Origin of the sequence: Pseudomonas sp. SORT22 (assembly GCF_018417635.1) — a bacterium.
In the GTDB taxonomy this organism is placed as follows: domain Bacteria; phylum Pseudomonadota; class Gammaproteobacteria; order Pseudomonadales; family Pseudomonadaceae; genus Aquipseudomonas.
Genome location: NZ_CP071007.1, coordinates 3,854,345 through 3,879,363 on the forward strand (window position 1 = coordinate 3,854,345; position 25,019 = coordinate 3,879,363).

General features: G+C 57.3%; 22 protein-coding genes and 1 pseudogene. 12 read left to right on the forward strand and 11 right to left on the reverse strand.

The window, feature by feature from the left end:
- Positions 1-28: 28 nt before the first annotated feature.
- From mnmA to aceA, 7 genes are all read left to right on the forward strand, one after another.
- Positions 29-1,153, forward strand: a complete 1,125-nt coding sequence (mnmA, locus tag JYG36_RS17640; protein WP_045201396.1) for a tRNA 2-thiouridine(34) synthase MnmA — start codon at positions 29-31, stop codon at positions 1,151-1,153.
- Positions 1,150-1,770, forward strand: a complete 621-nt coding sequence (gene hflD, locus JYG36_RS17645) for a high frequency lysogenization protein HflD (protein ID WP_045201395.1) — start codon at positions 1,150-1,152, stop codon at positions 1,768-1,770. The genes mnmA and hflD overlap by 4 nt, the downstream gene beginning before the upstream one ends.
- A 179-nt stretch (positions 1,771-1,949) precedes the next feature.
- Positions 1,950-3,320 carry an adenylosuccinate lyase gene (purB, locus tag JYG36_RS17650; RefSeq protein WP_010226761.1) on the forward strand — a complete coding sequence of 457 codons (1,371 nt, stop codon included), beginning with the start codon at positions 1,950-1,952 and terminating at the stop codon, positions 3,318-3,320.
- An 82-nt stretch (positions 3,321-3,402) separates the two neighbouring features.
- Complete coding sequence (locus JYG36_RS17655) at positions 3,403-4,569, forward strand: ribosomal protein uL16 3-hydroxylase (protein ID WP_123567418.1); 1,167 nt, start codon at positions 3,403-3,405, stop codon at positions 4,567-4,569.
- Positions 4,562-4,996, forward strand: a complete 435-nt coding sequence (locus tag JYG36_RS17660; RefSeq protein WP_038996039.1) for a GNAT family N-acetyltransferase — start codon at positions 4,562-4,564, stop codon at positions 4,994-4,996. Before JYG36_RS17655 ends, JYG36_RS17660 begins: the two co-directional genes overlap by 8 nt.
- Before the next feature lie 115 nt (positions 4,997-5,111).
- Entirely contained in the window at positions 5,112-5,846 is a 735-nt protein-coding gene (locus JYG36_RS17665) for a secretin N-terminal domain-containing protein (RefSeq protein ID WP_045201505.1), read from the forward strand.
- 488 nt (positions 5,847-6,334) lie between these two features.
- Positions 6,335-7,660: an isocitrate lyase gene (aceA, locus tag JYG36_RS17670; RefSeq protein WP_038996041.1), complete on the forward strand. Its 1,326-nt coding sequence runs from the start codon at positions 6,335-6,337 to the stop codon at positions 7,658-7,660.
- Between the two features lie 91 nt (positions 7,661-7,751).
- On the opposite strand, the gene leuS is transcribed toward aceA, so the two are convergent.
- The 11 genes from leuS to JYG36_RS17725 form a co-directional block, all read right to left on the reverse strand.
- Entirely contained in the window at positions 7,752-10,343 is a 2,592-nt protein-coding gene (leuS, locus tag JYG36_RS17675; protein WP_213601869.1) for a leucine--tRNA ligase, read from the reverse strand.
- Between the two features lie 584 nt (positions 10,344-10,927).
- Positions 10,928-12,133 (reverse strand): MFS transporter, encoded by a 1,206-nt coding sequence (locus JYG36_RS17680; protein ID WP_249744363.1) that lies wholly within the window; start codon positions 12,131-12,133, stop codon positions 10,928-10,930.
- Entirely contained in the window at positions 12,130-12,285 is a 156-nt protein-coding gene (locus JYG36_RS17685; RefSeq protein ID WP_213601871.1) for a hypothetical protein, read from the reverse strand. Before JYG36_RS17685 ends, JYG36_RS17680 begins: the two co-directional genes overlap by 4 nt.
- A 200-nt stretch (positions 12,286-12,485) precedes the next feature.
- On the reverse strand, positions 12,486-13,589 hold the full coding sequence (locus JYG36_RS17690; RefSeq protein WP_213601872.1) for a pyridoxal phosphate-dependent aminotransferase: 1,104 nt from the start codon (positions 13,587-13,589) through the stop codon (positions 12,486-12,488).
- Positions 13,586-14,329: a class II aldolase/adducin family protein gene (locus tag JYG36_RS17695; RefSeq protein WP_213601873.1), complete on the reverse strand. Its 744-nt coding sequence runs from the start codon at positions 14,327-14,329 to the stop codon at positions 13,586-13,588. Before JYG36_RS17695 ends, JYG36_RS17690 begins: the two co-directional genes overlap by 4 nt.
- Positions 14,322-15,299 carry an NAD(P)-dependent oxidoreductase gene (locus tag JYG36_RS17700; protein WP_213601874.1) on the reverse strand — a complete coding sequence of 326 codons (978 nt, stop codon included), beginning with the start codon at positions 15,297-15,299 and terminating at the stop codon, positions 14,322-14,324. Before JYG36_RS17700 ends, JYG36_RS17695 begins: the two co-directional genes overlap by 8 nt.
- A gap of 60 nt (positions 15,300-15,359) precedes the next feature.
- Positions 15,360-16,349 (reverse strand): ornithine cyclodeaminase family protein, encoded by a 990-nt coding sequence (locus tag JYG36_RS17705; RefSeq protein WP_213601875.1) that lies wholly within the window; start codon positions 16,347-16,349, stop codon positions 15,360-15,362.
- A 59-nt stretch (positions 16,350-16,408) separates the two neighbouring features.
- The gene (locus JYG36_RS17710) at positions 16,409-17,149 is read right to left on the reverse strand and encodes an SDR family NAD(P)-dependent oxidoreductase (protein ID WP_213601876.1); all 741 of its coding nucleotides are present in this window, start codon (positions 17,147-17,149) and stop codon (positions 16,409-16,411) included.
- Positions 17,150-17,198: 49 nt separating this feature from the next.
- The gene (locus JYG36_RS17715; RefSeq protein WP_213601878.1) at positions 17,199-17,723 is read right to left on the reverse strand and encodes a MaoC family dehydratase; all 525 of its coding nucleotides are present in this window, start codon (positions 17,721-17,723) and stop codon (positions 17,199-17,201) included.
- A gap of 10 nt (positions 17,724-17,733) precedes the next feature.
- Positions 17,734-18,561, reverse strand: coding sequence for an HpcH/HpaI aldolase/citrate lyase family protein (locus JYG36_RS17720; protein WP_213601880.1), 828 nt, complete (start codon positions 18,559-18,561; stop codon positions 17,734-17,736).
- Complete coding sequence (locus JYG36_RS17725) at positions 18,558-19,799, reverse strand: aminotransferase class I/II-fold pyridoxal phosphate-dependent enzyme (protein ID WP_213601882.1); 1,242 nt, start codon at positions 19,797-19,799, stop codon at positions 18,558-18,560. The genes JYG36_RS17720 and JYG36_RS17725 overlap by 4 nt, the downstream gene beginning before the upstream one ends.
- Before the next feature lie 516 nt (positions 19,800-20,315).
- Here JYG36_RS17725 and JYG36_RS17730 point away from each other — a divergent pair.
- The 5 genes and pseudogenes from JYG36_RS17730 to nuoC form a co-directional block, all read left to right on the forward strand.
- A pseudogene (locus JYG36_RS17730) lies at positions 20,316-20,852 on the forward strand (beta/alpha barrel domain-containing protein); the annotation flags it as partial.
- Positions 20,853-21,036: 184 nt separating this feature from the next.
- Positions 21,037-21,699: a lysoplasmalogenase gene (locus JYG36_RS17735; RefSeq protein ID WP_213601884.1), complete on the forward strand. Its 663-nt coding sequence runs from the start codon at positions 21,037-21,039 to the stop codon at positions 21,697-21,699.
- A 358-nt stretch (positions 21,700-22,057) separates the two neighbouring features.
- Complete coding sequence (locus tag JYG36_RS17740; protein ID WP_010220397.1) at positions 22,058-22,471, forward strand: NADH-quinone oxidoreductase subunit A; 414 nt, start codon at positions 22,058-22,060, stop codon at positions 22,469-22,471.
- Between the two features lie 10 nt (positions 22,472-22,481).
- Positions 22,482-23,159, forward strand: coding sequence for an NADH-quinone oxidoreductase subunit B (locus tag JYG36_RS17745; protein WP_010220398.1), 678 nt, complete (start codon positions 22,482-22,484; stop codon positions 23,157-23,159).
- Positions 23,160-23,237: 78 nt separating this feature from the next.
- Positions 23,238-25,019, forward strand: coding sequence for an NADH-quinone oxidoreductase subunit C/D (gene nuoC, locus JYG36_RS17750; RefSeq protein ID WP_093384915.1), 1,782 nt, complete (start codon positions 23,238-23,240; stop codon positions 25,017-25,019).

Consider the following 25,019-nt stretch of genomic DNA (forward strand, 5'->3'; position numbering starts at 1 on the left):
TCTTTTTCCAGATACACAGCCGGTACCTATGACCAGTCCAGCACTTTACGAACCCGAAAAGACACGCGTTATCGTCGGCATGTCCGGCGGCGTGGACTCTTCCGTCTCCGCCCTCCTGCTGATGGAGCAGGGCTACCAGGTGGAAGGCCTGTTCATGAAGAACTGGGAAGAGGACGACGGCACCGAATACTGCACCGCCCGCGAAGACCTGGCCGATGCCCAGGCCGTGTGCGACCGCATCGGCATCAAGCTGCATACCGCCAACTTCGCCGCCGAATACTGGGATAACGTCTTCGAGCACTTCCTGGCCGAATACAAGGCCGGACGCACGCCAAACCCGGACATCCTCTGCAACCGCGAAATCAAGTTCAAGGCCTTCCTCGACTACGCGCTGATGCTCGGTGCCGACCTGATCGCCACCGGTCACTACGTGCGCCGCCGCGACACCGATGGCCGTACCGAACTGCTCAAGGGCCTGGACCCGAACAAGGACCAGAGCTACTTCCTGCACGCCGTCGGCGGCAAGGAAATCGCCCGCACGCTGTTCCCGGTCGGCGAGCTGGAAAAACCCGAAGTCCGTGCCATCGCCGAGAAACACGGCCTGGCCACTGCCAAGAAGAAAGACTCCACCGGCATCTGCTTTATTGGTGAGCGGCGCTTCAGCGACTTCCTCAAGCAGTACCTGCCCGCGCAGCCGGGCGAGATCCAGACCACCGACGGCGAAGTCATCGGTCGTCACCATGGCCTGATGTACCACACCATTGGCCAGCGCCAGGGCCTGGGCATCGGCGGCCTGAAAGACGCCGGCGACGAGCCGTGGTACGTACTGGAAAAAGACCTGACCCGCAACGTGCTGGTGGTCGGCCAGGGCAACGAACACCCATGGCTGTTCTCCCGCGCCCTGCTCGCTTCAGAAATTTTCTGGGTCAACCCGATTGACCTTTCCAGCCCACGGCGCCTGACCGCCAAGGTGCGCTACCGCCAGAGCGACCAGCACTGCACCCTGGAGCAAACCCCGGGCGGCTACCGCGCGGTGTTCGACGAGCCGCAGCGGGCCGTGACCCCAGGCCAGTCGGTGGTGTTCTATGACGGCGAAATCTGCCTCGGCGGCGGCGTGATCGAAACCGCCGAGCCGTGGAGCGCGCGCGCATGAATGCCATGCAAGAGCAGTTGATCGCCCTGGGCGGCGTGTTCCAGGCTGCGGTGCTGGTCGACCGTATCGCCCGCACCGGCCAGGCCAGCGAGGCCAACCTTGGCTGCATGCTCGGCAGCCTGCTGGTACGCGACCCCAAGGACACCCTGGAGGTATTCGGCGGTGACGACCTGAACCTGCGCGACGGCTACCGCGCTCTGGCCAGCGCCCTGGAGCGCGACCCCGGCAGCCTGCAGCGCGAGCCGCTGCGCTATGCCCTGTCGATGCTGGGCCTTGAGCGCCAGCTGGCCAAGCGCGGCGACATGCTTGACGTGATTGGCAACCGCCTGCCGCAAATCCAGTCCCAGGCCGAGCATTTCGGCCTGGTGCATGAAAATGTCATCGCTTCCAGCGGCGCCCTGTACCAGGACACCCTGAGCACCCTGCGCCAGCGCATCCAGGTGCACGGCGACATGCGCCACCTGCAGCAGCCCAGCAACGCCTCGAAGATTCGCGCCCTGCTGCTTGCCGGCATCCGCGCCGCGCGCCTGTGGCGGCAGCTCGGCGGGCATCGCTGGCAGCTGGTGATCAGCCGGCGCAAACTGCTCAAAGAGCTGTATCCGATGTTGCGTGGCTGATAAAGCCATCGCGGGTCAAGCCCGCTCCCACAGTTGAACGAAGGTTGCTGTGGGAGCGGGCTTGACCCGCGAAAAAGCCAAAGAATTACCGGCAGACCATTTGTCAGCCACCCGACCCGGGCGCGTTTTTCATGTATGATATGCGCCCTTTTCAAAGCCTGACTGTCCGAGAACACCCCATGCAGCTTTCCTCGCTCACTGCGGTTTCCCCTGTTGACGGCCGCTACGCCGGCAAAACCCAGGCCCTGCGCCCTATTTTCAGCGAATACGGCCTGATCCGTTTCCGCGCCCTGGTCGAGGTTCGCTGGCTCCAGCGCCTGGCCGCCCACCCGCAAATCGCCGAGGTTCCGGCTTTTTCCGCCGAAGCCAACGCCCTGCTCAACGGCCTGGCCGATGAGTTCGCCCTCGAGCACGCCGAGCGCGTCAAAGAGATCGAGCGCACCACCAACCACGACGTCAAGGCCATCGAGTACCTGCTCAAGGAGCAGGCTGCCAAGCTGCCGGAGCTGGCCAAGGTCAGTGAATTCATCCACTTCGCCTGCACCAGCGAGGACATCAACAACCTGTCCCACGCCCTGATGCTGCGCGAAGGCCGCGACAGCGTGCTGCTGCCGCTGATGCGCCAGATCGCCCAGGCCATCCGCGAGCTGGCCCACCGCTTCGCCGACGTGCCGATGCTGTCGCGCACCCACGGCCAACCGGCTTCGCCGACCACCCTGGGTAAAGAGCTGGCCAACGTCGTCTACCGTCTGGAGCGCCAGATCGCTCAGGTTGCCGCCGTGCCGCTGCTGGGCAAAATCAACGGCGCCGTGGGCAACTACAACGCCCACCTGTCGGCCTACCCGCAAATCGACTGGGAAGCCAACGCCCGCGCTTTCATCGAAGACGAGCTGGGCCTGGTGTTCAACCCCTACACCACGCAGATCGAGCCGCACGACTACATCGCCGAGCTGTTCGACGCGATCGCCCGCTTCAACACCATCCTGATCGACTTCGACCGCGACGTCTGGGGCTACATCTCCCTGGGCTACTTCAAGCAGCGCACCATCGCTGGCGAAATCGGCTCCTCGACCATGCCGCACAAGGTCAACCCGATCGACTTCGAGAACTCCGAAGGCAACCTGGGTATCGCCAACGCCCTGTTCCAGCACCTGGCCAGCAAGCTGCCGGTGTCGCGCTGGCAGCGTGACCTGACCGACTCCACCGTGCTGCGCAACCTGGGCGTCGGTTTCGCCCACAGCGTGATCGCCTACGAGGCCAGCCTCAAAGGCATCAGCAAGCTGGAAATCAACCAAGCGCGTATCGCCGAAGACCTCGACGCCTGCTGGGAAGTGCTCGCCGAGCCGATCCAGACCGTCATGCGCCGCTACAACATCGAGAACCCCTACGAGAAGCTCAAGGAGCTGACCCGTGGCAAAGGCATCAGCCCCGAAGCGCTGCTGACCTTCATCGATGGCCTGGACATGCCTGCAGAGGCTCGCAGCGAGCTGAAGAAGCTGACGCCAGCCTCCTACATCGGTAATGCCGCGGCTCAAGCCAAACGCGTCTGATCTGCGCCCTGCGCGTAAACGCCCGGCTCAGCCGGGCGTTTTTATTACCGAAAGAAAATTACTTTTTTTCAATAGGTTACACATGAATCCTGATACTCCTCTGCAGCTTCTGGGCGGCCTCACTGCCCGCGAATTCATGCGCGACTACTGGCAGAAGAAACCCCTGCTGGTGCGCCAGGCCTTCCCCGACTTCGAAAGCCCGATCGATGCCGACGAACTGGCCGGCCTGGCCCTGGAAGAAGAAGTCGAATCGCGCCTGGTCATCGAACATGGCGAGCGCCCTTGGGAGCTGCGCCGCGGCCCGTTCGAAGAAGACGCCTTCAGCACCCTGCCCGAGCGCGACTGGACCCTGCTGGTGCAAGCGGTCGATCAGTTCGTGCCGGAAGTCGGCGAGCTGCTCGAGCACTTTCGCTTCCTGCCAAGCTGGCGCATCGACGATGTGATGATCAGCTACGCCGCGCCCGGTGGCAGCGTCGGCCCGCACTTCGACAACTACGACGTGTTCCTGCTGCAAGGCCAGGGCAAGCGCAACTGGAAGATCGGCCAGATGTGCGACAGCGACAGCCCGCTGCTGGAGCACGCCGACCTGCGCATCCTGGCTGAATTCGAGCAGAGCGAGGAGTGGACCCTGGAGCCCGGCGACATGCTCTACCTGCCGCCGCGCCTGGCCCACTACGGCATTGCCGAAGATGACTGCCTGACTTACTCGGTAGGCTTCCGCGCCCCGGGCGCCGCTGAAGTGCTGACCCACTTCACCGACTTCCTCAGCCAGTTCCTGCCTGACGAAGAGCGCTACACCGACGCCGATGCCGAGCCGGTCAGCGACCCGCACCAGATCCAGCACGATGCCCTCGACCGCCTGAAGAAGCTGCTCACCGAACACATGGGCGACGAGCGCCTGCTGCTGACCTGGTTCGGCCAGTTCATGACCGAGCCGCGTTATCCGGAGCTGGTCAGCGGCGAGCCGCTGGACGAAGCCGACCTGATCGAGAGCCTGGCCGAAGGCGCGATCCTGATCCGTAACCCGAGCGCGCGCCTGGCCTGGTCGGAAGTCGATGACAACCTGCTGCTGTTCGCCAGCGGCCAGAGCCGCCTGCTGCCGGGCGAGCTGCGCGAGCTGCTGAAGCTGATCTGCGCCGCCGACGCGTTGCACATTGAAAACCTTGAGCAGTGGCTTGAAAACGATCAAGGCATTACCTTGATCTGCGAACTGGTCAAACAAGGAAGCCTGGGGTTCGCCAATGAATAAGATTCGCGTCCGTCTCGCCGACTGGCAAAAAGACAACGCTGACATCCGCCGTATTCGTGAAGCCGTGTTCATCGCCGAACAGAACGTGCCGCCGGAGCTGGAGTGGGATGCCGACGACAACACCGCCGTGCATTTCCTCGCCATGGAAGGTGACTACGCCATCGGCACCGCGCGCCTGCTGCCTGACGGCCAGATCGGCCGGGTTTCGGTGCTCAAGGACTGGCGCGGGCTGAAGGTCGGTGACGCGCTGATGCAGGCGGTCATCGTCGAAGCACAGAACCGCGACCTCAAACAGCAGATGCTCAGCGCCCAGGTGCATGCCACGCCGTTCTACGAGCGCCTTGGCTTCAAGGTGGTCAGCGAAGAGTTCCTCGAGGCGGGCATTCCGCACGTGGACATGGTGCGCGAGTCGCGCGAGCTGGCCTAAAAGCATCGCGGGTCAAGCCCGCTCCCACAGTGGGAGCGGGCTTGACCCGCGATGAGGGCGGCAAAACCCCTACAAATTTGCCATCATGTCCGTTCCACCCGCGGAGATCATGGACATGCCGCTACGCCCCCTTCTCGCCTCCCTGCTTCTGTCGTTCAGCCTGAGTGCGCTGGCCGCCACCGAAGTCCTGCCGCTGAGTCACCGCACCAGCGCTGAAATCCTCCCCACCGCGCAAGCCTTCATCGGCAAGGACGGCAGCGTCAGCGCCTTTGAAAACAAACTGATCGTCAACGCCGAACCCGAACGCATCGACGACCTGCGCACCCTGCTGCAGCAACTGGACACCGCGCCGCGCAGGCTTCTGATCAGCGTCGACAACAACGACAGCAACTTCCAGGACAACCGCGGCAATGCCCGGGTCATCCGCTACGGCACCGCCAACCGCGAAGGCGGCCTGCAACAGGTGCAAGCCAGCGAAGGCAGCCCGGCGCTGATCCAGGTCGGCCAGAGCATCCCGATCACCAGCACCAGTACCGATGGCTACGGCCGGGTGCAGAGCGACACCGAATACCGCAACGTCACCCAGGGCTTCTACGTCACCGCCAGCGTTACTGGCGACACCGTGCACCTGAACATCAGTACCAACAATGACCGGATGAGCCAGGAACGTCCTGATGTAGTGAAGGTGCAAAGTACCGACACAAAAGTCAGCGGCAAGCTCGGTGAGTGGATCACCTTGGCCGGGGTCAACCAGCAGAGTCAGTCCGAACGCAGTGCTTCAGCGCTCAGTTACAGCACCCAGCGCGGTGAAAACATGACATTGCGGGTAAAAGTCGACGCTTTGGACTGAACCCAGACAAATCAAGGCCTCGACCAAAGGCCTCGAAACTGACTGAGGAGTCGCATTAGACGAAAGATGTAGTGGTGATAAAAAACCACTACAAAACATTTGACGACCCCGAACCGCCGAGGCATGATGGCCCCGCTCCCGCTAATCAGAGGCCCTGGCAAGGGCTTTCGAGCCGCGCTCTAACCTACCCACCTGAGCCGACTCGTGTCTGTACCGCCCACAAGGCAGTTTGACGAGATTGCGACTGGAACGAAGTTGTCCCGAGGGACGGAAGCGCATCAAAAGGTACCCGGCAGCACTGTTCACTGCAGTTCGGCAACCACGAGCCACCCTGCAGCGAAAACCTCGCCCACCTGCTCACTTCCCCCTTCGAGCCCCATCGTTCGACCGTCGCATATTTCGCCCATACTGACCTTTGCCAGGCTTCTGATCTGCGCAGTAGAGAGCGAGAATTTTTACCCAAGACCGATGCGACGAGGTTTATTTCCATGGCACTGACACGCGAACAGCAAATTGCAGCCCTCGAAAAAGACTGGGCCGAGAACCCGCGCTGGAAAGGCGTGACCCGTACCTACACCGCCGCTGATGTCGTTCGTCTGCGTGGCTCGATCCAGCCTGAGCACACCCTGGCCCGTCTGGGTGCCGAGAAGCTGTGGAAGCTGGTCACCCAGGGCGCACACCCGTCCTTCCGTCCAGAAAAAGATTTCGTCAACTGCATGGGCGCCCTGACCGGCGGCCAGGCTGTACAACAGGTCAAAGCCGGTATCCAGGCCATCTACCTGTCCGGCTGGCAAGTGGCTGCCGACAACAACTCGGCCGAATCCATGTACCCGGACCAGTCGCTGTACCCGGTGGACTCGGTGCCAACCGTGGTCAAGCGCATCAACAACTCGTTCCGTCGCGCTGACCAGATCCAGTGGAAAGCCGGCAAGAACCCGGGCGACGAAGGCTACATCGACTACTTCGCGCCGATCGTGGCTGACGCCGAAGCCGGTTTCGGTGGCGTACTGAACGCCTACGAGCTGATGAAGAACATGATCGAAGCAGGCGCCGCCGGCGTGCACTTCGAAGACCAGCTGGCCTCGGTGAAAAAATGCGGCCACATGGGCGGCAAGGTACTGGTTCCTACCCAGGAAGCCGTACAGAAGCTGAGCGCTGCCCGTCTGGCGGCTGACGTTGCCGGCGTACCGACCATCATCCTGGCCCGTACCGACGCCAACGCCGCTGACCTCTTGACCAGCGACTGCGACCCGTACGACCAGCCGTTCGTGGTTGGCGAGCGTACCCAGGAAGGCTTCTACAAGGTTCGCGCCGGCCTCGATCAAGCCATCGCCCGCGGCCTGGCCTACGCGCCATACGCCGACCTGATCTGGTGTGAAACCGCCAAGCCGGACCTGGACGAAGCCCGTCGCTTCGCCGAAGCGATCAAGAAGGAATACCCGGACCAGATCCTGTCGTACAACTGCTCGCCTTCCTTCAACTGGAAGAAGAACCTGGACGACGCCACCATCGCCAAGTTCCAGCGCGAACTGTCGGCCATGGGCTACAAGCACCAGTTCATCACCCTGGCCGGTATCCACAACATGTGGCACGGCATGTTCAACCTGGCGCACGACTACGCCCGCAACGACATGACCGCCTACGTCAAGCTGCAAGAGCAAGAGTTCGCTGACGCCTCGAAAGGCTACACCTTCGTCGCCCACCAGCAGGAAGTCGGCACCGGCTACTTCGACGACATGACCACCGTGATCCAGGGTGGCAAGTCTTCGGTAACCGCACTGACCGGTTCGACTGAAGAAGAGCAGTTCCACTGATTAGCCCATTTGGGCAGGCCTAGTGGCCTGAACAAAAACCGGCGCTTCCACAAAGCGCCGGTTTTTTTTTACCAAATTTCAGCCTGGGCTTTTAGACGATGAAGTTCACCAAGCGGTTTGCAACAACGATCATCCTTCCGGCGCCTTCCAAGTGACTGCGCAAAGCAGGGTCGGATGATGCGCGATTTCGTATCGCTTCATCACCGGCATCGACCTGGATCATGATTTCTCCGCGCAACTTGCCGTTGACTTGCACCATCATTTTCACTTCATCCTGTTTCAAGGCTTCACTGTCAGGAGCAGGCCACGAAGTGTCGTAAATGTTACCTTTGAAGCCTAACTCCTCCCAGAGAATCTGGGAGATATGTGGCGTCACAGGGTGCAAAACCTGCAACAGAATCGCCATTCCCTCTCGGGCCACCTGCGGGTCGACCGACCTGCCCTCCTCCAACACTTTGAGCATTTTCATTGCTCCTGACACAACGGTGTTGTACCGCAGGCGCTCGTAATCGTTGTTGATCTGTTGCAGTAAACGATGCATCTCAAAGCGCACGCGTCTGGACTCAACGACGTCCACAGCAAAGTCTTCGGCACTGCTGCCGTACAGGTTTTCGCTGGCAAAAGTCCATAGCCGACGCAGAAAGCGGTAAGCGCCTTCCACACCACTGTCGCTCCAGATCGTACTCTGGTCAGGCGGCCCCGCAAAGATAGTGAACAAACGGGCCGTGTCGGCACCAAACTTGTTGATGATGTCCTTCGGCTCAACGACGTTGTTCTTTGACTTGGACATTTTTTCCACGCCACCAATAGTGACAGGTAAGCCATCCTCAAGCGCCGTAGCCTGCACCGGGCGGCCTTTCTCATCGTATGAGACCGTCACCTGCGCAGGGTAAAACCAACGCCGACTTCCATCATCATCTTCCCGGTAATAACTTTCATGCAACAACATACCTTGCGTGAATAGGCTCTTGAAGGGCTCACTGAACTCCACCAACCCCTCATCACGCATCGCACGAGTCCAGAACCTGGCGTAGAGCAAATGCAGCACCGCATGCTCGATACCACCAATGTACTGGTCTATTGGCATCCAATATCGACTGCCAGGCCCCACCATCGAGTTGTCACAGGCAGGATCACAATAGCGCATGAAATACCAACTCGAGTCGACGAACGTATCCATGGTGTCCGTTTCCCGTAGCGCCGGCGCCGTGCAGCGAGGGCATGCCACCTGACGAAACTCATCATGCTGGAGCAAGGGGTTGGAACTACCGTCGGGAACGCATTCAGTCGGCAGCACCACGGGGAGATCCCCATAAGGAACCGGAACGTCGCCACATTGCTCACAACGGATAATCGGAATTGGGGTACCCCAGTAGCGCTGCCGGGAAATCCCCCAGTCGCGTAGACGCCAAGTGGTAATTTCCTCGCCCATCCCACGCTCGACTAGTGCAGCAACGATGATCTGGGCAGCATCTACGACGGTCAACCCATCGTACACACCGGACCTGATGAGAAGGCCATCACGACAGGCGTAGCTGTCTGACCAGATGTGAGGGTCATAGGCCTGATTGGGACAGGCGATAACCTGACGAATAGGCAAACCATATTGCCTGGCAAAGTCAAAGTCACGCTCATCGTGGGCAGGTACTGCCATCAAGGCAGCCTCGCCATATTCGCTGAGCACATAATTGGTAATCCACAGAGCGACGGACTCACCGGTCAACGGGTGCTCGACCTGCAAACCGCTTGCAACACCGATTCTGGCTTGACCACTGTTTACCGCGTCCGCCCCGGCCACTTGCCGACACGCCCGGACCTGCGATTCAAGATCTGGATTGAGCTCCAGAGCACGTTTGGCAATTGCATGCTCGGGAGACACAGCACAAAACGTTACGCCCATCAGCGTATCCACACGCACGGTGAAAACCCAGAGCTTGCCTGCATCGATTAGTTGCCCGCAGGCATCCCGGATCTGGTGGGCGAATGCGAGGCGAACACCACTGATCTTGCCAATCCAGTTGCGTTGCATCGCGCGAACCTTGTCGGGCCAGTCTTCGAGCGTGTCGATTGCGGACAGCAACTCCTTGGCATATTGAGTGATACGCAGGTAGTACCCAGGAATTTCCCGCTTCTCGACCAGCGCTCCCGAACGCCAGCCTCGCCCCTCGATGACCTGCTCGTTGGCCAACACCGTCTGATCGACAGGATCCCAGTTGACTATCTGAGTTTTCTTGTAGGCCACGCCCTTTTCAAGTAGTTTGAGGAAAAACCACTGGTTCCACTTGTAATAGTGCGGATCGCAAGTTGCGATTTCCCGTGACCAGTCAAACGCCAGCCCGAGGGGCTGCATCTGTGACTTCATCTCGGCAATGTTCAGCCGTGTCCATTGAGCGGGAGAAACACCCGACTGCATGGCCGCGTTCTCTGCCGGCAAGCCGAACGCATCCCACCCCATCGGCATCAGCACATTGAAACCCTTCATTCGCAAATGACGCGCCAACATGTCATTGATCGTATAGTTGCGAACATGCCCCATATGCAACTTTCCCGACGGATAGGGCAACATCGAGCAAGCATGAAACTTAGGACGCCCTTGATCCTCGGTCGCCTTGAACACCTCACCTTGAAGCCATTTGGCTTGCGCCGTACTTTCAACCCAGACTGGATCATATTGCGGTCGCATAGACTACCCCTATATGCAGGGGCTAACGACAATAAGTCGCTCGCCCCAAAGTTAGCAACTGATTAAGATCTTATTGGAAATAGATTTTGAATCTTTAGCCATTCCTCTCCTCGCAGCGCCCTCTGCGTGCCCAGCCAGTCGGTCAGACTCTGGGCATCCGATGAAGTTTATATCTCGGTTAAATAGATTGATGCAGGTGATCGAGTCGTTGCAGATCGCAGGAAATACCCACAAACACTGCCCGGACTTACCCTATATATTATTTTTCATAGTTCGAGACGTAGCAGACTATGCTTGGCCTCATGCACCGTGACCTCGGGTTGAAGAAAACAGCAAGGTCAAAATTAAACATGGGCTTGTCGCGATAAGTAGCGACGCAACAAGAAACTGATAACCGTTGACCAGTACCGGAAAGAACAAGTCAGCCTGACTGTTACGTCGACCTCCTCGAAGTCACGGGTTTTAACCAAGGACGGGTAATTCGTGTGTAGCCGTTCATATGAGCCCTGCATCGTCGCATTGATCCTGAGCACACCTCCTTCTGCTGGTCTTTACAGCGCGCCGGTTGACTTCGTACGCCTGCGTCAACGGTCACCCGAAGAAACGCAAGGCCCCTTGCCGACCGAGGCAAGAACTACAAGACAGCCTCCCCCGAACAAGAGGCCCAACAGCCCATAAAGACTCCAGCTCAGCTGAAATCCTCCCCACGAGATCAAAGAGGCACCCAGCCCGACAGAGACCACCTTCGCACTCGCCAACAGGATCGGAATAAGAGAGAAGAGGCTGGCCTGGATTTGCAGCGGCGCTTTCTGTGAAATCAACGCAGTGATGTAGGTAATGCCCAGAATCTCACCCAGCGTCCACGAAAAGACAAACGACAGTATTAGCGCTGTCTGTTCGAAAAACGCATAGGCTCCAAAGCCGATGCCATAAAAGAACGCAGCCATGGACAAATTGGTGAGCACCCCGAAACGTGAGGTCAATACAATCAGTGGTTGCGTCAACAGGATTACCAACAACGCATTGACGATGCCTACTGCACTGAACACGGTGGCAGCCTGACCTACCGTCACCACATCAAGCCATAAAGGCAATTGGTACTCACGCTGTGCATCCAGCACCGACAATGCAAAGAACATAGCCCCTGCGGCAATCACAATCCGAGGCACATCGGCAATTGCGCCGAAAGAAGCCCTCCCGGCTTGGCGCATACCTTCCGAGCGCTTGGGCAGAGTCAGAAAAAGGCTCGCCAAAAAGCACAACACACTCACGACCATCGAGAAACTCATCAGGTAGTGACTGTCCAGGCCGAGCAGATACCCCCCCACCACAAACAACAGCGCAGCTCCCAGGTTGCTGGCCAGGTGCAAATAGCCAAAGGAAGAGATACGGTTGCTTTCGTCGACTACCAAGGAGGTCAGAACACTGAATACCGGCGTGATTAATCCCGCGCACAGCATGAACAACAGCACCATCACAATGGAAGCGGTTGATGAGCTGAGCACGGCTGCGAACAACAAACAAACAGACGAGCAGAATGATGTGCCGATCAGCAACCCGCGAAAGGAGCAACGCCCGACCAAGACTCCGCCCAGCAGGTTTCCAACAAGATAGGAGGCTGACATCAGCGTGACTACTAATGCAACTGCTGAACTGTCGAGCTGATAATTACGCTGAAAAAACAAGGCAGCAAAAGGCCCCAAGGCGTTCGCCATGACGAACAGCACTCGAAGCAAAATGATGTTGCGCATCCCAGCCGCCAAACCGGATCCTTTCAGCCATCGTTTCACGTGAAGGTCACCTTGACGCCGCACAGGTGTGCAATGCCCACTCGGACAAACTCTTGCCAACCAAAGTGATTGGAGCCTGCCTTGCCAGTGAAACCAAGGCGAACTCTCGGCAATGCTGATTCCTTGCTTCCAGCAACAAAAATATATTTCATCTTGCCTCCTCTCCCTATCCATAGGGTTTCAAAGATAAAAAGGCTCCGCCCTGAAGATGAGTGCTCAACAGCTGCTCCTACCCATCGGATTTAAGTGCTAAATGAGCACCTCATCTACATTGATCAAATCGCTCTGATGCGCCCATTTGAAAATACCATGAGCTTCAGTGTTCACTCAGTGAAACCCGCACCAGCAAGCTTTACCGATCAACTATTTTCACGCTATCCAAACAAGTAGAACTTTCACTGCCACGAAGTATTGCGATCAGAAAGGCCTTCAGGTCCGATGACACAGGAATGGCAACACGCAACATATTGCAAAGTAGTCCGAAGCTATGAGGGTACTGCGAACAGTCACTTACGCGAATATTGGCTTGAGCGAATGATTTGGCCAAACGACCGTCTTGTTGATCCTGCATCAACAGAAAGTTTGTATCGCTGTCATACACAGTAATCGCATTAGCCCGGCAGACTTCAATAATGTCACTCTTTATCTTGGCGAGCTTATTGTGAGCCATTTGCAATGCGTCCCGGTTTTGCAAACAGAACAGTGCAGCCTTTACCGCAACATGGTTTACATCCCAGGGCCCGCGCACTTTCATCAGCTCGCGAATTGACACCGGTCGCGTAACCACATACCCCAGGCGCAACCCGGCAAGACCGAAATACTTCGAGAACGAGCGAATGATGAATAGCTGTCTGACCTCGCTGAAGGAGGTGAGACACGATTGCTGCAGGTACTCAAAGTAACACTCATCAACGATCATCGGCTTGTCTTGGCTGACGCACACCTCGAGCAGTGATGACAATTGCTCAGGATCGAGTCGCACTCCCAGGGGATTGTTGGGGTTGCACAGTACAAGGCCTTGGCTCGCCTGTAAGGCTTCGAGTACCGCGTCGGTTGACAGCGCAAAGCCTTGTTCCTGCTTCTCAAAGCCCACAATCACCGGCTCCACGCCATTGATGTCGAGCATCTGGTAATAGAAGGAAAAGACCGGAGAAGGCACCACTACCCGATCCCCTGGAGAAAACAGCAACCGTATCACTAAGTCGATGGCCTGATCCGCCCCGTTCGTGAGCAGCAAACTGTCACTTGATACTCTGCAATATGCCGCCAGCTCATCCAATAATGGCCGATAATTAGGATAAGTGAACAGATCTCCCGGTTTCAATTCCGTGGAGATGAATCGTGCCAAGAACTCGTGCAAAAACTGGTTTTCGTTCAAATCCAGCAGCATCGATGAAAGATCGCGTTCTGGCGCCTTCCATAATCCGGAACGCGATATATGCTCGTGAATTTTCATGTGTGCATCCCGCCGTAGATCACCTGCTCGCCTAGCTCATACATATGCCTGACCTCTTCGCCGCTGGCATACACCACCGACCGCCCTGTGGCCGCCGACAAACACTGGCTGGTGATCAACCGACTAATCTCCGCAGTGAACGCCACAGCACGATGAAACGCTTCGGAAAGGTCACGACCAAAGCAGGTAATGCCGTGACTGGGCATCACAATACAGTTCGTGTCATCTGCACAGCGGCTGATAATGCTGACATCCAACTCGACATTAACACCCTCGCCGAGAATGTAGGGTGGTTTGCCCATCACCAATGCTGTGTCGTTCGACACGTATTCCATCTTGCTCCACTGCATAACTGAAAAGAAGGCGATAACATCATTAGGATGAATATGTACCGTAGCATTGACATCAGGTCGACAACGCATGATTTCGCGGTGCATCTGATGCCCAAGACTAGGCCTGAATCGACCGTGCAGAAGCTCATCGGATTGCATATCCAGCACAGCCAAATGCTCTAAGCCGCACTCCTCCAGCGAGACGCCACGGTGCTTGGTGTAGACCACTTCACGTTGCCAGTGCGGACAGTGACTGCGTACCGCGATATTGCCCAAGGTATTGACCAAGAGTTGTCGCGCCGCCAAACGCTGGCCGTATCGGAGAATACTCATACCAACCTCAAGGTCGAACCAGGCTGGCAATCCGACCAAGGAAGATTCAAGCCCCGTTAGTTGCAATTCAGGCATATCCCTTTGCCTCCACCGATACGCAATCGGTATTGACCACGCTTTTGACATGCTCTCCATTTAACAGACTCAGCATCGTTTCCAGGGCATCGGCCTTCAACTGAGCCAACGAACGCTCGCTGTAAAATGCGGCATGTGGCGTCAATAGCACACGTTCATGCTCTAATAGGGCTTGAGGAGGTGCTGGTTCCTCTTGCACGACATCAAGCAGCGCCATGGACACCACCCCGGACTGCAGAGCGCGGAGCAAAGCCTTGGTATCGACGATTCCCCCGCGTGCGGTATTGACGAAGGTCATACCGCGCTTCATTCGCGAAAAGCACGCGTCGCTCAACAAGTTCTCTGTATCATTCGTAAGAGGCAGATGCAGCGATATGACGTCGGCCACTTCGAGCAACGACTCAAGTGTGCCGCATTGTGCAATGTCCTCGGCACAGCGTTCGACCCAAGGATCGTAGAAACAGATTCGGTAGCCCATTGCCGCAGCTCTACGTGCCAAAGCGCGTGCCGTTGCCCCATAACCGACCAACCCCAGAACCGTGTCGCCGCAGGCTTTGATCTCGCCGGTATGCGCTCGCCAGCTCCAGCCTCCCTGGCGGGTATGCCTGGCGTAGTCGAAAAGCTTGCGCTGGGCGAATAGAATCAATGCCATGGCGTGCTCCGCGACCTCCTCCGCACCCACAGAGCCGATATTGGAGCAAAGAATGCCTTTCGCGCTCAGAGCCTCGACATCCACCTCATCAAGGCCAATGGTCGCCTTCACCAACGCGCGACAACGGTGCATCCTCGCAACCAGCGATGCATCAATGACAACCGAATGGAAGGCGATGATCCCGTCGGCCCGGGACAGTTGCTCATCAGAAGCTTGGGATGTGACTTCAAGACTGTAACTCTGCTGCTCAGCTCCCGACACATACTCTCCAGGGCCGACATAGTTCACTCGCTGTGAATCGATTATCAGAATGTTCATGGACATCTCTTCCTTATGTGTCAGGAGCACTATTGGTTCCAGATTTCTTGCCGGAAACGCTCAGGTGCTGAGGTAGTCGCATTGCTTACCAATCTGTTCTGCTCTGGCCATGTAATATATGCAGGCAGCGACCACCATGTCCTGGCTGGCATGTCCGACACTGCGGAAATAACTCAGACCGTCTTTATGCATAACCGGCGATGGCTGATCGATGACCAAATCACCGATCTCCCGAATGTCTTTCACATCAATCACCGACCATGCCAATGCCTGAGTGATTTCCCCCGACTCGCGACAGGCGGCCCTCAAATGATCGACATAAACCTGTGCATTGCCGAGTAAGCGAGGATCAATCTCACACGCATGCACCGTACTGCCACCAATGGCATTGATATGGGCACGGGGGTTGAGTTGATGTGCCTTGATCAAGGGCTGCGGACTTTCATGGGAGGTGGTAGTGCAGACTACGTCCGCGTCGAACAGCGCTTCCTGCATGCTGTGGGTCGCTTCGATAGGCAGCATTAGCTCGATGCTCAGACGCTCGGCCAAAGCGGCACTGTGGGCCGGGCGACGGGAAAATATTTTCACCTGTCCCACCTCCCTGATAGCGGCCATTGCCTTGATATGTGCCTCGGCCTGAACACCGGCACCCACCACCGCCAGCCTGATTCGCCGCTGCGGACAAAGCTTGTCCGTCGCCAGCGCACTCATGGCACTGGTTCGGAGGGCGGTCAGAAGCCCACTGTCCAACATCGCCAGCAACCTCCCGGTTTCAACATCAATCAACAAGACTGCACCGTTGACGGTCGACAGTCCGTGCATAACGTTGCCGGGGTGAAACGACGACACTTTTACTCCCAGTGTCTGGTTCCCAGGCAGATAGGCCGGCATGAACAAAGAGAATGCCTTTTGTCGCTCGTGGGTAATGATCGAGCGCTGCGGCACCACGGGAGCCGAACGTGCAAACCCTCTGTGAGCGTCTTCAAGTGCGCGTACAAGCTTTGGCAGTTCGACACATCTCGTGATGTCTTCGCGATTAAGAAGCAGCATGCTTTATCCCTATTTCATCATGCTTTTCGAAATGACTGGCCATCCTCAACCAGCAGCACTTATGCTCGAGTGCCCCCATCCACCGGCATTGCAATCCCGGTGATAAACGACGCATCCGGAGAGCTCAACCAATACACTGCGTTGGCTACCTCCTCTGCCTCGCAGATACGATTGAGAGGGGGTGAGCTGCCCACCACTTCCAGGCTGTCCCCCAAAATACTTTCCGATAACGGCGTGCGGACAAAGGCAGGACACACCGCGTTTATCCGAATGCCGAAAGGCGCATACTCCCGAGCTGCAGAGCGAGTCATACCCACAAGTGCATGCTTGCTTGCGGAGTACACCGAACCACCGGTGGCGCTGGCCCGAATCCCCGCTAATGACGCCACATTGACAATACTGCCCGAGCCAGCAGACCGCATCGCCGGTAAAACGGCCTTCATGCATTGCCACGGCGCCTTGACATTGGTTGCTATGACATCATCGAAAACCGTGTCACAGTAATCCTCGGTCAACGTAAACGGCGTACCTTCTATACCAATACTGTTTACCAGGCACGTAACCGGTGAATGATTCAGCGCAATCTGCTGAAAAACATCTGCGAGTGCACGAGCGTCTCGCAGGTCCACGGCATATCCAAGAGCCCGTCCTCCAGCGACCCGAATGCGCTCGCACAGATCATGGTTGTGTGCCTTCCGGCGCCCACAGATAACGACCTCATACCCTTCCCTGACAAAGCGCCAGGCACAGGCTTCACCAATACCCGAATTACCACCGGTGATCACGGCCAGCTTGCTCATGACATCCCCCGTTAAGCGCTATGATCGAAACACCGTCGAAGACGGAAAGCTAGCCGATGGGGTAGTCCTGAGACTGCCCTTGCCTGGGAACCAGAAAGGTGCGCAGGTAAGTAATCACGCAACTGCCATCCTGCTTGCGCCCAACAACCTTGATGGTGACTATGCCCTGACCAGGACGCGATCGGGACTCTCGCTTGGAGACAACCTCGCTCTCGGCGTACAACGTATCGCCGACAAAGACAGGGTTGGGGAGACGAACCTCATCCCAGCCCAGATTGGCTATCGCACGGGCACTCATTGTCGCAACGGTCATCCCACTGACAATCGACAACGTTACCGAACTATTGACCAGCAACCTCTCGAACTCGGTGCGCTGTGCATATGCGAGATCGATATGAGCAGGATGGCTATTCATGTTCATCAGCGACTGCCAGATGTTATCAAGCTCTGTCACTGTGCGACCGGGCCGATGCTCGAACACGTCGCCCACCACAAATTCTTCGTAATGCAGACCAAAAGACTCACGGTAGCGATTTGCACCGATCCGCTCATGAGCCGGAATCATCGGTTCCATATTTCTCTCCTCAAAGCCCCAGATCCCGAGCACGCTGGATCAGTTTTCTGGCTTGCTTTACAAACGGCGGCCCCACCATGAGGTTCTTTAACCGGGTGATTTTTTCACCGCTGTTGTCCGCAGCCTGCACCACCGCCAAGGCGTGCTCGTACTCAGCCTGAGACGGGGTGAACGCTTCATTGATAATGGGTATTTGCCGTGGATGAATGGAGGTCTTGCCACTGAAACCCAACTCCCGCGTGTCCTGACATTCCTTCATCAGGCCAACATCGTCTTCGAGGTTGAAGTAAGCGGTGTCGAAGGCAGGAATGCCTGCAACACTGGCCGCAGCGATGATACTGACACGTGCATGCAGGATGTTGGCCCACCCACCAATCTGCACCCCTAGGCTGGCAGCGTAGTCTGCCGAACCAAAGATCAAACCGTCAGCACCGGATGCCATGGCGTAGATATCCTTTAGACACGCCGGCGTTTCGACCGTAACCAGTATTTTCGGGCTTTCTCCATCCCGCATTAAATTGGCGCGCACCACGTCTATTTCAGCCGCGGCTTCAGTCATTGCCATAATGATGAATTCAGGGCGCTGCTCAAGCGATTGGACTAGCAACAAGTCGAGCAATCCTTCGTTGTCACGTAGCGGATTGATGCGCAGTGCCGTGCGTTGTGAGACCTGCGAGCGATAGAACTGCTCGACACACGCCCGAGCCCCAACTTTTTGACCGTGGGGGACGCCGTCCTCCAGATCGATCACCATGACATCCGTCAAGGCACTCTTAGCATATTGTTCAGGGTGCAGTGCAGAGCAATACAACAGACTTCTCGGTGCAGGCTGGGTCATCGTGCTCTCTCCGGCTGCAGGTACTGCCGGGCCAGCTCGACTTCAGCGCGAACGACCGCGCAGAACTCCCGGATATCGTCATGGGACATATCGGCACGCATCATTACGCGCAACCCCGACTTGTTCCTGGCGACGATAGGAAAAAAGACCGCAGAGGTGTAATAGCCACGTTTGAATACCCCTTCCGATACGCCGACAGCCATATCCGGGCTGTCCAGGGGAATCACCCGAATCGGCAACTCAGACCCTGCATACTCAGTTGCGATCAGGCTGTCGAACAGGCAAATATTGGAATTGAGTTTTTCCTGTAAAGCGCCCAACTCATTGGTCTTGTGGATATCTAACGAAGCCATTGCTGCGCCGATAGTGGCTGGATTTACATATTGCGAGTAGGACATTGGTCCGCCAAATCGACGAAAGACATCCTGATAACCAGCCTTTTGTGACATAAATATGCCACCGCCATTGGCGCCAAATGCTTTCGCCAAAGAATAGACTAATATCGACCGAGGATGGAGTTCAGGCATGAAAGTACGAATATAACCTTCACCCCTCGACCCACAAGCACTCAATGAATGAGAGTCATCAAAATAGAGGAACAACCCATATCTATCCTGCAGAGCCAACAATTGCTCAACCGGTGCACTTCCACCCATACTGTAAGCACCATCAGCAACATAGGCAACCAGAGGATAGCGCTTGCACATATCCTCAATGAACTCGACATCATTGTGATTACAGGTAACCACTTGTGTTTCGTCACCACAAATAGCTTTAACCTGATTAAGCGAAAAATGAGCATGCTTATCAAAAATCAAAAAAGGACGCTGCCCCTCAGTGAACATGCCTGCAGCGAGCAATGGCAAAGACGCCACGATACCTGCACTGCAGGAAGTCGCTGTGAATGCGCAACAATTGAAATGCGTCGACAAGGCCTCCTCCAGCTCATCAAGCTCTCGCAACCTTATTCTGATACGCGACGTAGGTAGATTGATAGTACCGCAACTCAGCACATAATCCGCAGCGCGCCGCGCCAAGCGCTCATCAAGCTCAAGCCCTAGATATGAACAGGAACACATATTCATGAATACATGACCATTCTGATCTTCCATGCGAACTTCTCGCACATGCTTAACACTCAAATCGGTCAACCCCGAGCCCTGCGCAAGCGCCCACGAGGGATTTCCAATTTCAACGGTTCTAGCAGTATTTATATACTTATTTTTCTGCCCTGACATACACGCCCCTTGAAAATCGCATATGGAAAATAAATAAGCCCCACCACAGCAATCGAACAACACCAGCCTTTCACATCCAAACCAAATTGACAATAAAGAAACATCCTAAGCGTTTGAGTGAAAACCCTTACACATAAATCAACCCAATACACACTCCCGTCAACCCGCCTCAAGTGACGAACCAACACAACCAATGTAAAAACCGCCTGTAACATCACGCTAATACCAACACGACACCAAGCTTCAAACAAGCCAAACTCCAGCCCTAATCAATGGCCAAGATTTACGCTCCCATGCAAAGGGATGTATCTTTCACCCCCTACAGTTGACCTTCCCTCTTTACAAGACATTGCCTGCCTGAAAAAGGAGTGACACGTATGGCGAACCCAGGCTGAATGACCATCATCAGCAAGTCTTAGAGACTGACTCCAACGGCCTATTCAACCCCGCCCCATCGACAACAAACATCAGTCAGGCCATACCGACGAAGTAATGGTGCTGGCTTACCACCACAGCATGACCCGTACCGACGCCAATGCCGCTGACTTGCTTACCAGCGACTGCGACCCGTACGATCAGCCATTCGTGGTCGACGAACGCACTCAGGAAGGTTTCTACAAGGTTCGTGCCGACCTGGACGAAGCCCGTCGCTTCGCCGAAGCGATCAAGAAGGAATACCCGGACCAGATCCTGTCGTACAACTGCTCGCCTTCCTTCAACTGGAAGAAGAACCTGGACGACGCCACCATCGCCAAGTTCCAGCGCGAACTGTCGGCCATGGGCTACAAGCACCAGTTCATCACCCTGGCCGGCATCCACAACATGTGGCACGGCATGTTCAACCTGGCGCACGACTACGCCCGCAACGACATGACCGCCTACGTCAAGCTGCAAGAGCAAGAGTTCGCTGACGCCTCGAAAGGCTACACCTTCGTCGCCCACCAGCAGGAAGTCGGCACCGGCTACTTCGACGACATGACCACCGTGATCCAGGGTGGCAAGTCTTCGGTAACCGCACTGACCGGTTCGACTGAAGAAGAACAGTTCCACTGATCGCTGATCGGTTGCTGACATTCGGGTAACACGCAAGACCCGGGGCCTGTGATGGGGCCCCGGGTTTTGTTTTTTGTGGGAGCGGGCTTGCCCCGCGATAGCGATGTTGCTGATTGACCGCTATCGCGGGTCAAGCCCGCTCCTACAGGCTATGCTAGGTGCACAACAACACCAAGGATCGGCCATGTCCCGCCCTGTCACCCTGCTCTGCCTGGCCCTGCTGGGCGCAGCCTTCTATATATATGCACTGGCCAGCGCCAATGCACTGCTGGGGCTGGCGGTCAAGCCGATCCCGGTGCTGGCGCTGATCTACTGGCTTAGCACCGCAGAGCCAACCCCCTACCGGCGCTGGATCATCATTGGCCTGGGCTTCTCCTTGCTCGGCGACATCCTCCTGGCCGTACCGGGCGACCTGTTCGTGTTTGGCCTGGCGGCCTTTCTCTGCGCGCACCTGGCCTACCTGCGCGGCTACCTGGGTGAGAACCGCCAGCTGGCGCCCGCGGCCCTGCTCGGTTCGGCGATTGTCGGCGCGTTACTGCTGGGGCTGCTGATCAGCTCCGGCCTGGGTGAACTGCTGATACCGGTCACCGTGTACGCCCTGGCCATCAGCGCCATGCTCTGGCGCGCCCTGGCCTGTGGCGGCCTGGCAGCGCTGGGCGCGGTGTCTTTCGTGTTTTCCGACAGCCTGATCGGCATCGACCGCTTCGTCAGCCCGTTCGGCGCCGCCCAGTACCTGATCATCATTGCCTACTGGCTGGGGCAATGGGCGATTGCCGCCTCGGCCTACACCAGGCAACCGGCAAAAGCCTTGACCCAGAGCGCGGCGGGGCAAGAAAAAACAGGTTAAAACACAGGGTGTGGAAACTTGCGGGTGACGACCATGTTGCACAACTTTGTAGTTGACTCGAACAGTAGGACTAATCGCACCACCTCAAATGATATTAATTATCATTACGAAGTTGCTGGTTCATTACGTTTTACAAGAAACATAATTAACAGAACCCGGGGCAATGCCCGGCCTGCGTGGCCTGCAGCCTGTTACGAAAGATTTTTGTTCTTAATCTTACGAATAAATTTGCTGCAGAAATTTTACTTGCACCGGGTTTACCCATAAAATCAGCGCGATAGATTCCGCTGCGACATATCGTCACTGCTCTACTTCTTTTCAAGCCGCAGAGACTGGTCTCTGTATAAGGATTTTCAGCATGCCCGATTCGACAGGACTCATCGCCCACAACTGGGGCTTTGCCATTTTCCTTTTGGGTGTCGTAGGCCTGTGTGCCTTCATGCTCGGTCTGTCCGCCCTGCTCGGCAGCAAGGCCTGGGGCCGCAGCAAGAACGAACCCTTCGAGTCCGGCATGCTGCCCACTGGCGGCGCCCGCTTGCGCCTGTCAGCCAAATTCTATCTGGTCGCGATGCTGTTCGTGATCTTCGATATCGAAGCCCTCTTTCTCTTTGCATGGTCTGTGTCCGTCCGCGAAAGCGGCTGGACCGGATTCGTCGAAGCACTCGTTTTCATAGCAATTCTGTTGGCAGGTCTTGTCTACCTATGGCGCGTCGGGGCACTTGATTGGGCTCCCGAAGGTCGTCGCAAGCGGCAAGCGAAGCTGAAACAATGAGGCTTTGGCAATGCAATACAATCTCACCAGAATCGACCCGGATGCTCCCAACGAGCAATATCCAATCGGAGAGCGGGAAACCGTCTCCGATTCGCTGCTAGAGGACCAGGTCCACAAGAACATCTTCATGGGCAAACTTGAAGATGTGCTCAGTGGCGCGGTCAACTGGGGGCGTAAGAACTCCCTGTGGCCGTACAACTTCGGCCTCTCCTGCTGCTACGTGGAAATGACCACGGCCTTCACGGCACCCCACGACATCGCCCGCTTCGGCGCCGAAGTCATCCGGGCATCGCCGCGTCAGGCCGACTTCATGGTCATCGCCGGCACCTGCTTCATCAAGATGGCGCCGATCATTCAGCGCCTGTACGAGCAGATGCTCGAACCCAAGTGGGTCATCTCCATGGGTTCGTGCGCCAACTCCGGTGGCATGTACGACATTTACTCGGTCGTTCAGGGGGTCGACAAGTTCCTCCCCGTGGATGTCTACGTGCCTGGCTGCCCGCCTCGCCCTGAAGCCTTCCTGCAAGGCCTGATGCTGTTGCAGGAGTCGATTGGCCAGGAGCGTCGTCCTCTTTCCTGGGTTGTCGGTGATCAAGGCATTTACCGTGCCGAGATGCCGTCGCAGAAAGAGCAACGCCGTGAACAGCGCATCCAGGTCACCAACCTGCGCAGCCCCGACGAAGTCTGATCCAGCGACCTGTTGCCTGCGCATGCGCGACAGGCAGCCTGGCTTCATTCTCTACGTTGACCGAAAGCGACCGAGACCATGACAGCGGACACCGCTATTTATATCCCGCCTTACAAGGCTGACGACCAGGATGTGGTCGTCGAACTGAACAACAAATTCGGCCCCGAAGCGTTCGTCGCCCAGGAAACCCGCACCGGCATGCCGGTGCTTTGGGTTACCCGCGAAAAACTCAAGGACGTGCTGAGTTTCCTGCGCCACGTCGCCAAGCCGTACAGCATGCTCTACGACCTGCACGGCGTCGACGAGCGCCTGCGCACCCAGCGCCGCGGCCTGCCGGGCGCCGACTTCAGTGTGTTCTACCACCTGCTGTCGGTGGAGCGGAACAGCGACGTGATGATCAAGGTGGCCTTGCGCGAAGGCGACCTCAACCTGCCCACCGTCACCGGTATCTGGCCCAATGCCAACTGGTACGAGCGTGAAGTCTGGGACATGTTCGGCATCGACTTTGCCGGCCACCCGCACCTGACCCGGATCATGATGCCGCCGACCTGGGAAGGTCACCCGCTGCGCAAGGACTATCCTGCGCGCGCCACCGAGTTCGATCCGTACAGCCTGACCCTGGCCAAGCAGCAGCTCGAGGAAGAAGCCGCGCGCTTCAACCCTGAGGCCTGGGGCATGAAGCGTTCCGGCGCCAACGAGGACTACATGTTCCTCAACCTCGGCCCGAACCACCCTTCGGCCCACGGTGCCTTCCGTATCGTCCTGCAGCTGGACGGCGAAGAGATCGTCGACTGCGTCCCGGACATCGGCTACCACCACCGTGGCGCCGAGAAGATGGCCGAGCGCCAGTCCTGGCACAGCTTCATCCCCTACACCGACCGTATCGACTACCTCGGCGGGGTGATGAACAACCTGCCGTACGTGCTGGCGGTAGAGAAGCTGGCCGGTATCCAGGTGCCGCAGAAGGTCGACGTGATCCGCATCATGCTCGCCGAGTTCTTCCGCATCACCAGCCACCTGCTGTTCCTGGGTACCTACATCCAGGACGTCGGCGCCATGACCCCGGTGTTCTTCACCTTCACCGACCGTCAGCGCGCCTACACCGTGATCGAAGCCATCACCGGCTTCCGTCTGCACCCGGCCTGGTACCGCATCGGCGGCGTTGCCCACGACCTGCCGCGCGGCTGGGAAAAACTGGTGAAAGACTTCGTCGACTGGCTGCCCAAGCGCCTCGACGAATACACCAAGGCCGCCCTGCAGAACAGCATCCTCAAGGGCCGGACCATCGGCGTTGCCCAGTACAACACCAAAGAGGCCCTGGAATGGGGCGTCACCGGTGCCGGCCTGCGCTCCACCGGTCTGGACTTCGACCTGCGCAAGGCCCGCCCTTACTCCGGCTATGAGAACTTCGAGTTCGAAGTGCCGCTGGCCCACAACGGCGATGCCTACGATCGCTGCATGGTCCGTGTCGAGGAGATGCGCCAGAGTATCCGCATCATCGACCAGTGCCTGCGCAACATGCCGGAAGGCCCGTACAAGGCGGATCACCCGCTGACCACGCCGCCGCCGAAAGAGCGCACCCTGCAGCACATCGAAACCCTGATCACTCACTTCCTGCAGGTTTCGTGGGGCCCGGTGATGCCGGCCAACGAGTCCTTCCAGATGATCGAGGCGACCAAGGGCATCAACAGTTACTACCTGACGAGCGACGGCGGCACCATGAGCTACCGCACCCGGATCCGTACCCCGAGCTACCCGCACCTGCAGCAGATCCCTTCGGTGATCCGCGGCAGCATGGTCGCGGACCTCATTGCGTACCTGGGCAGTATCGACTTCGTTATGGCTGACGTGGACCGCTAA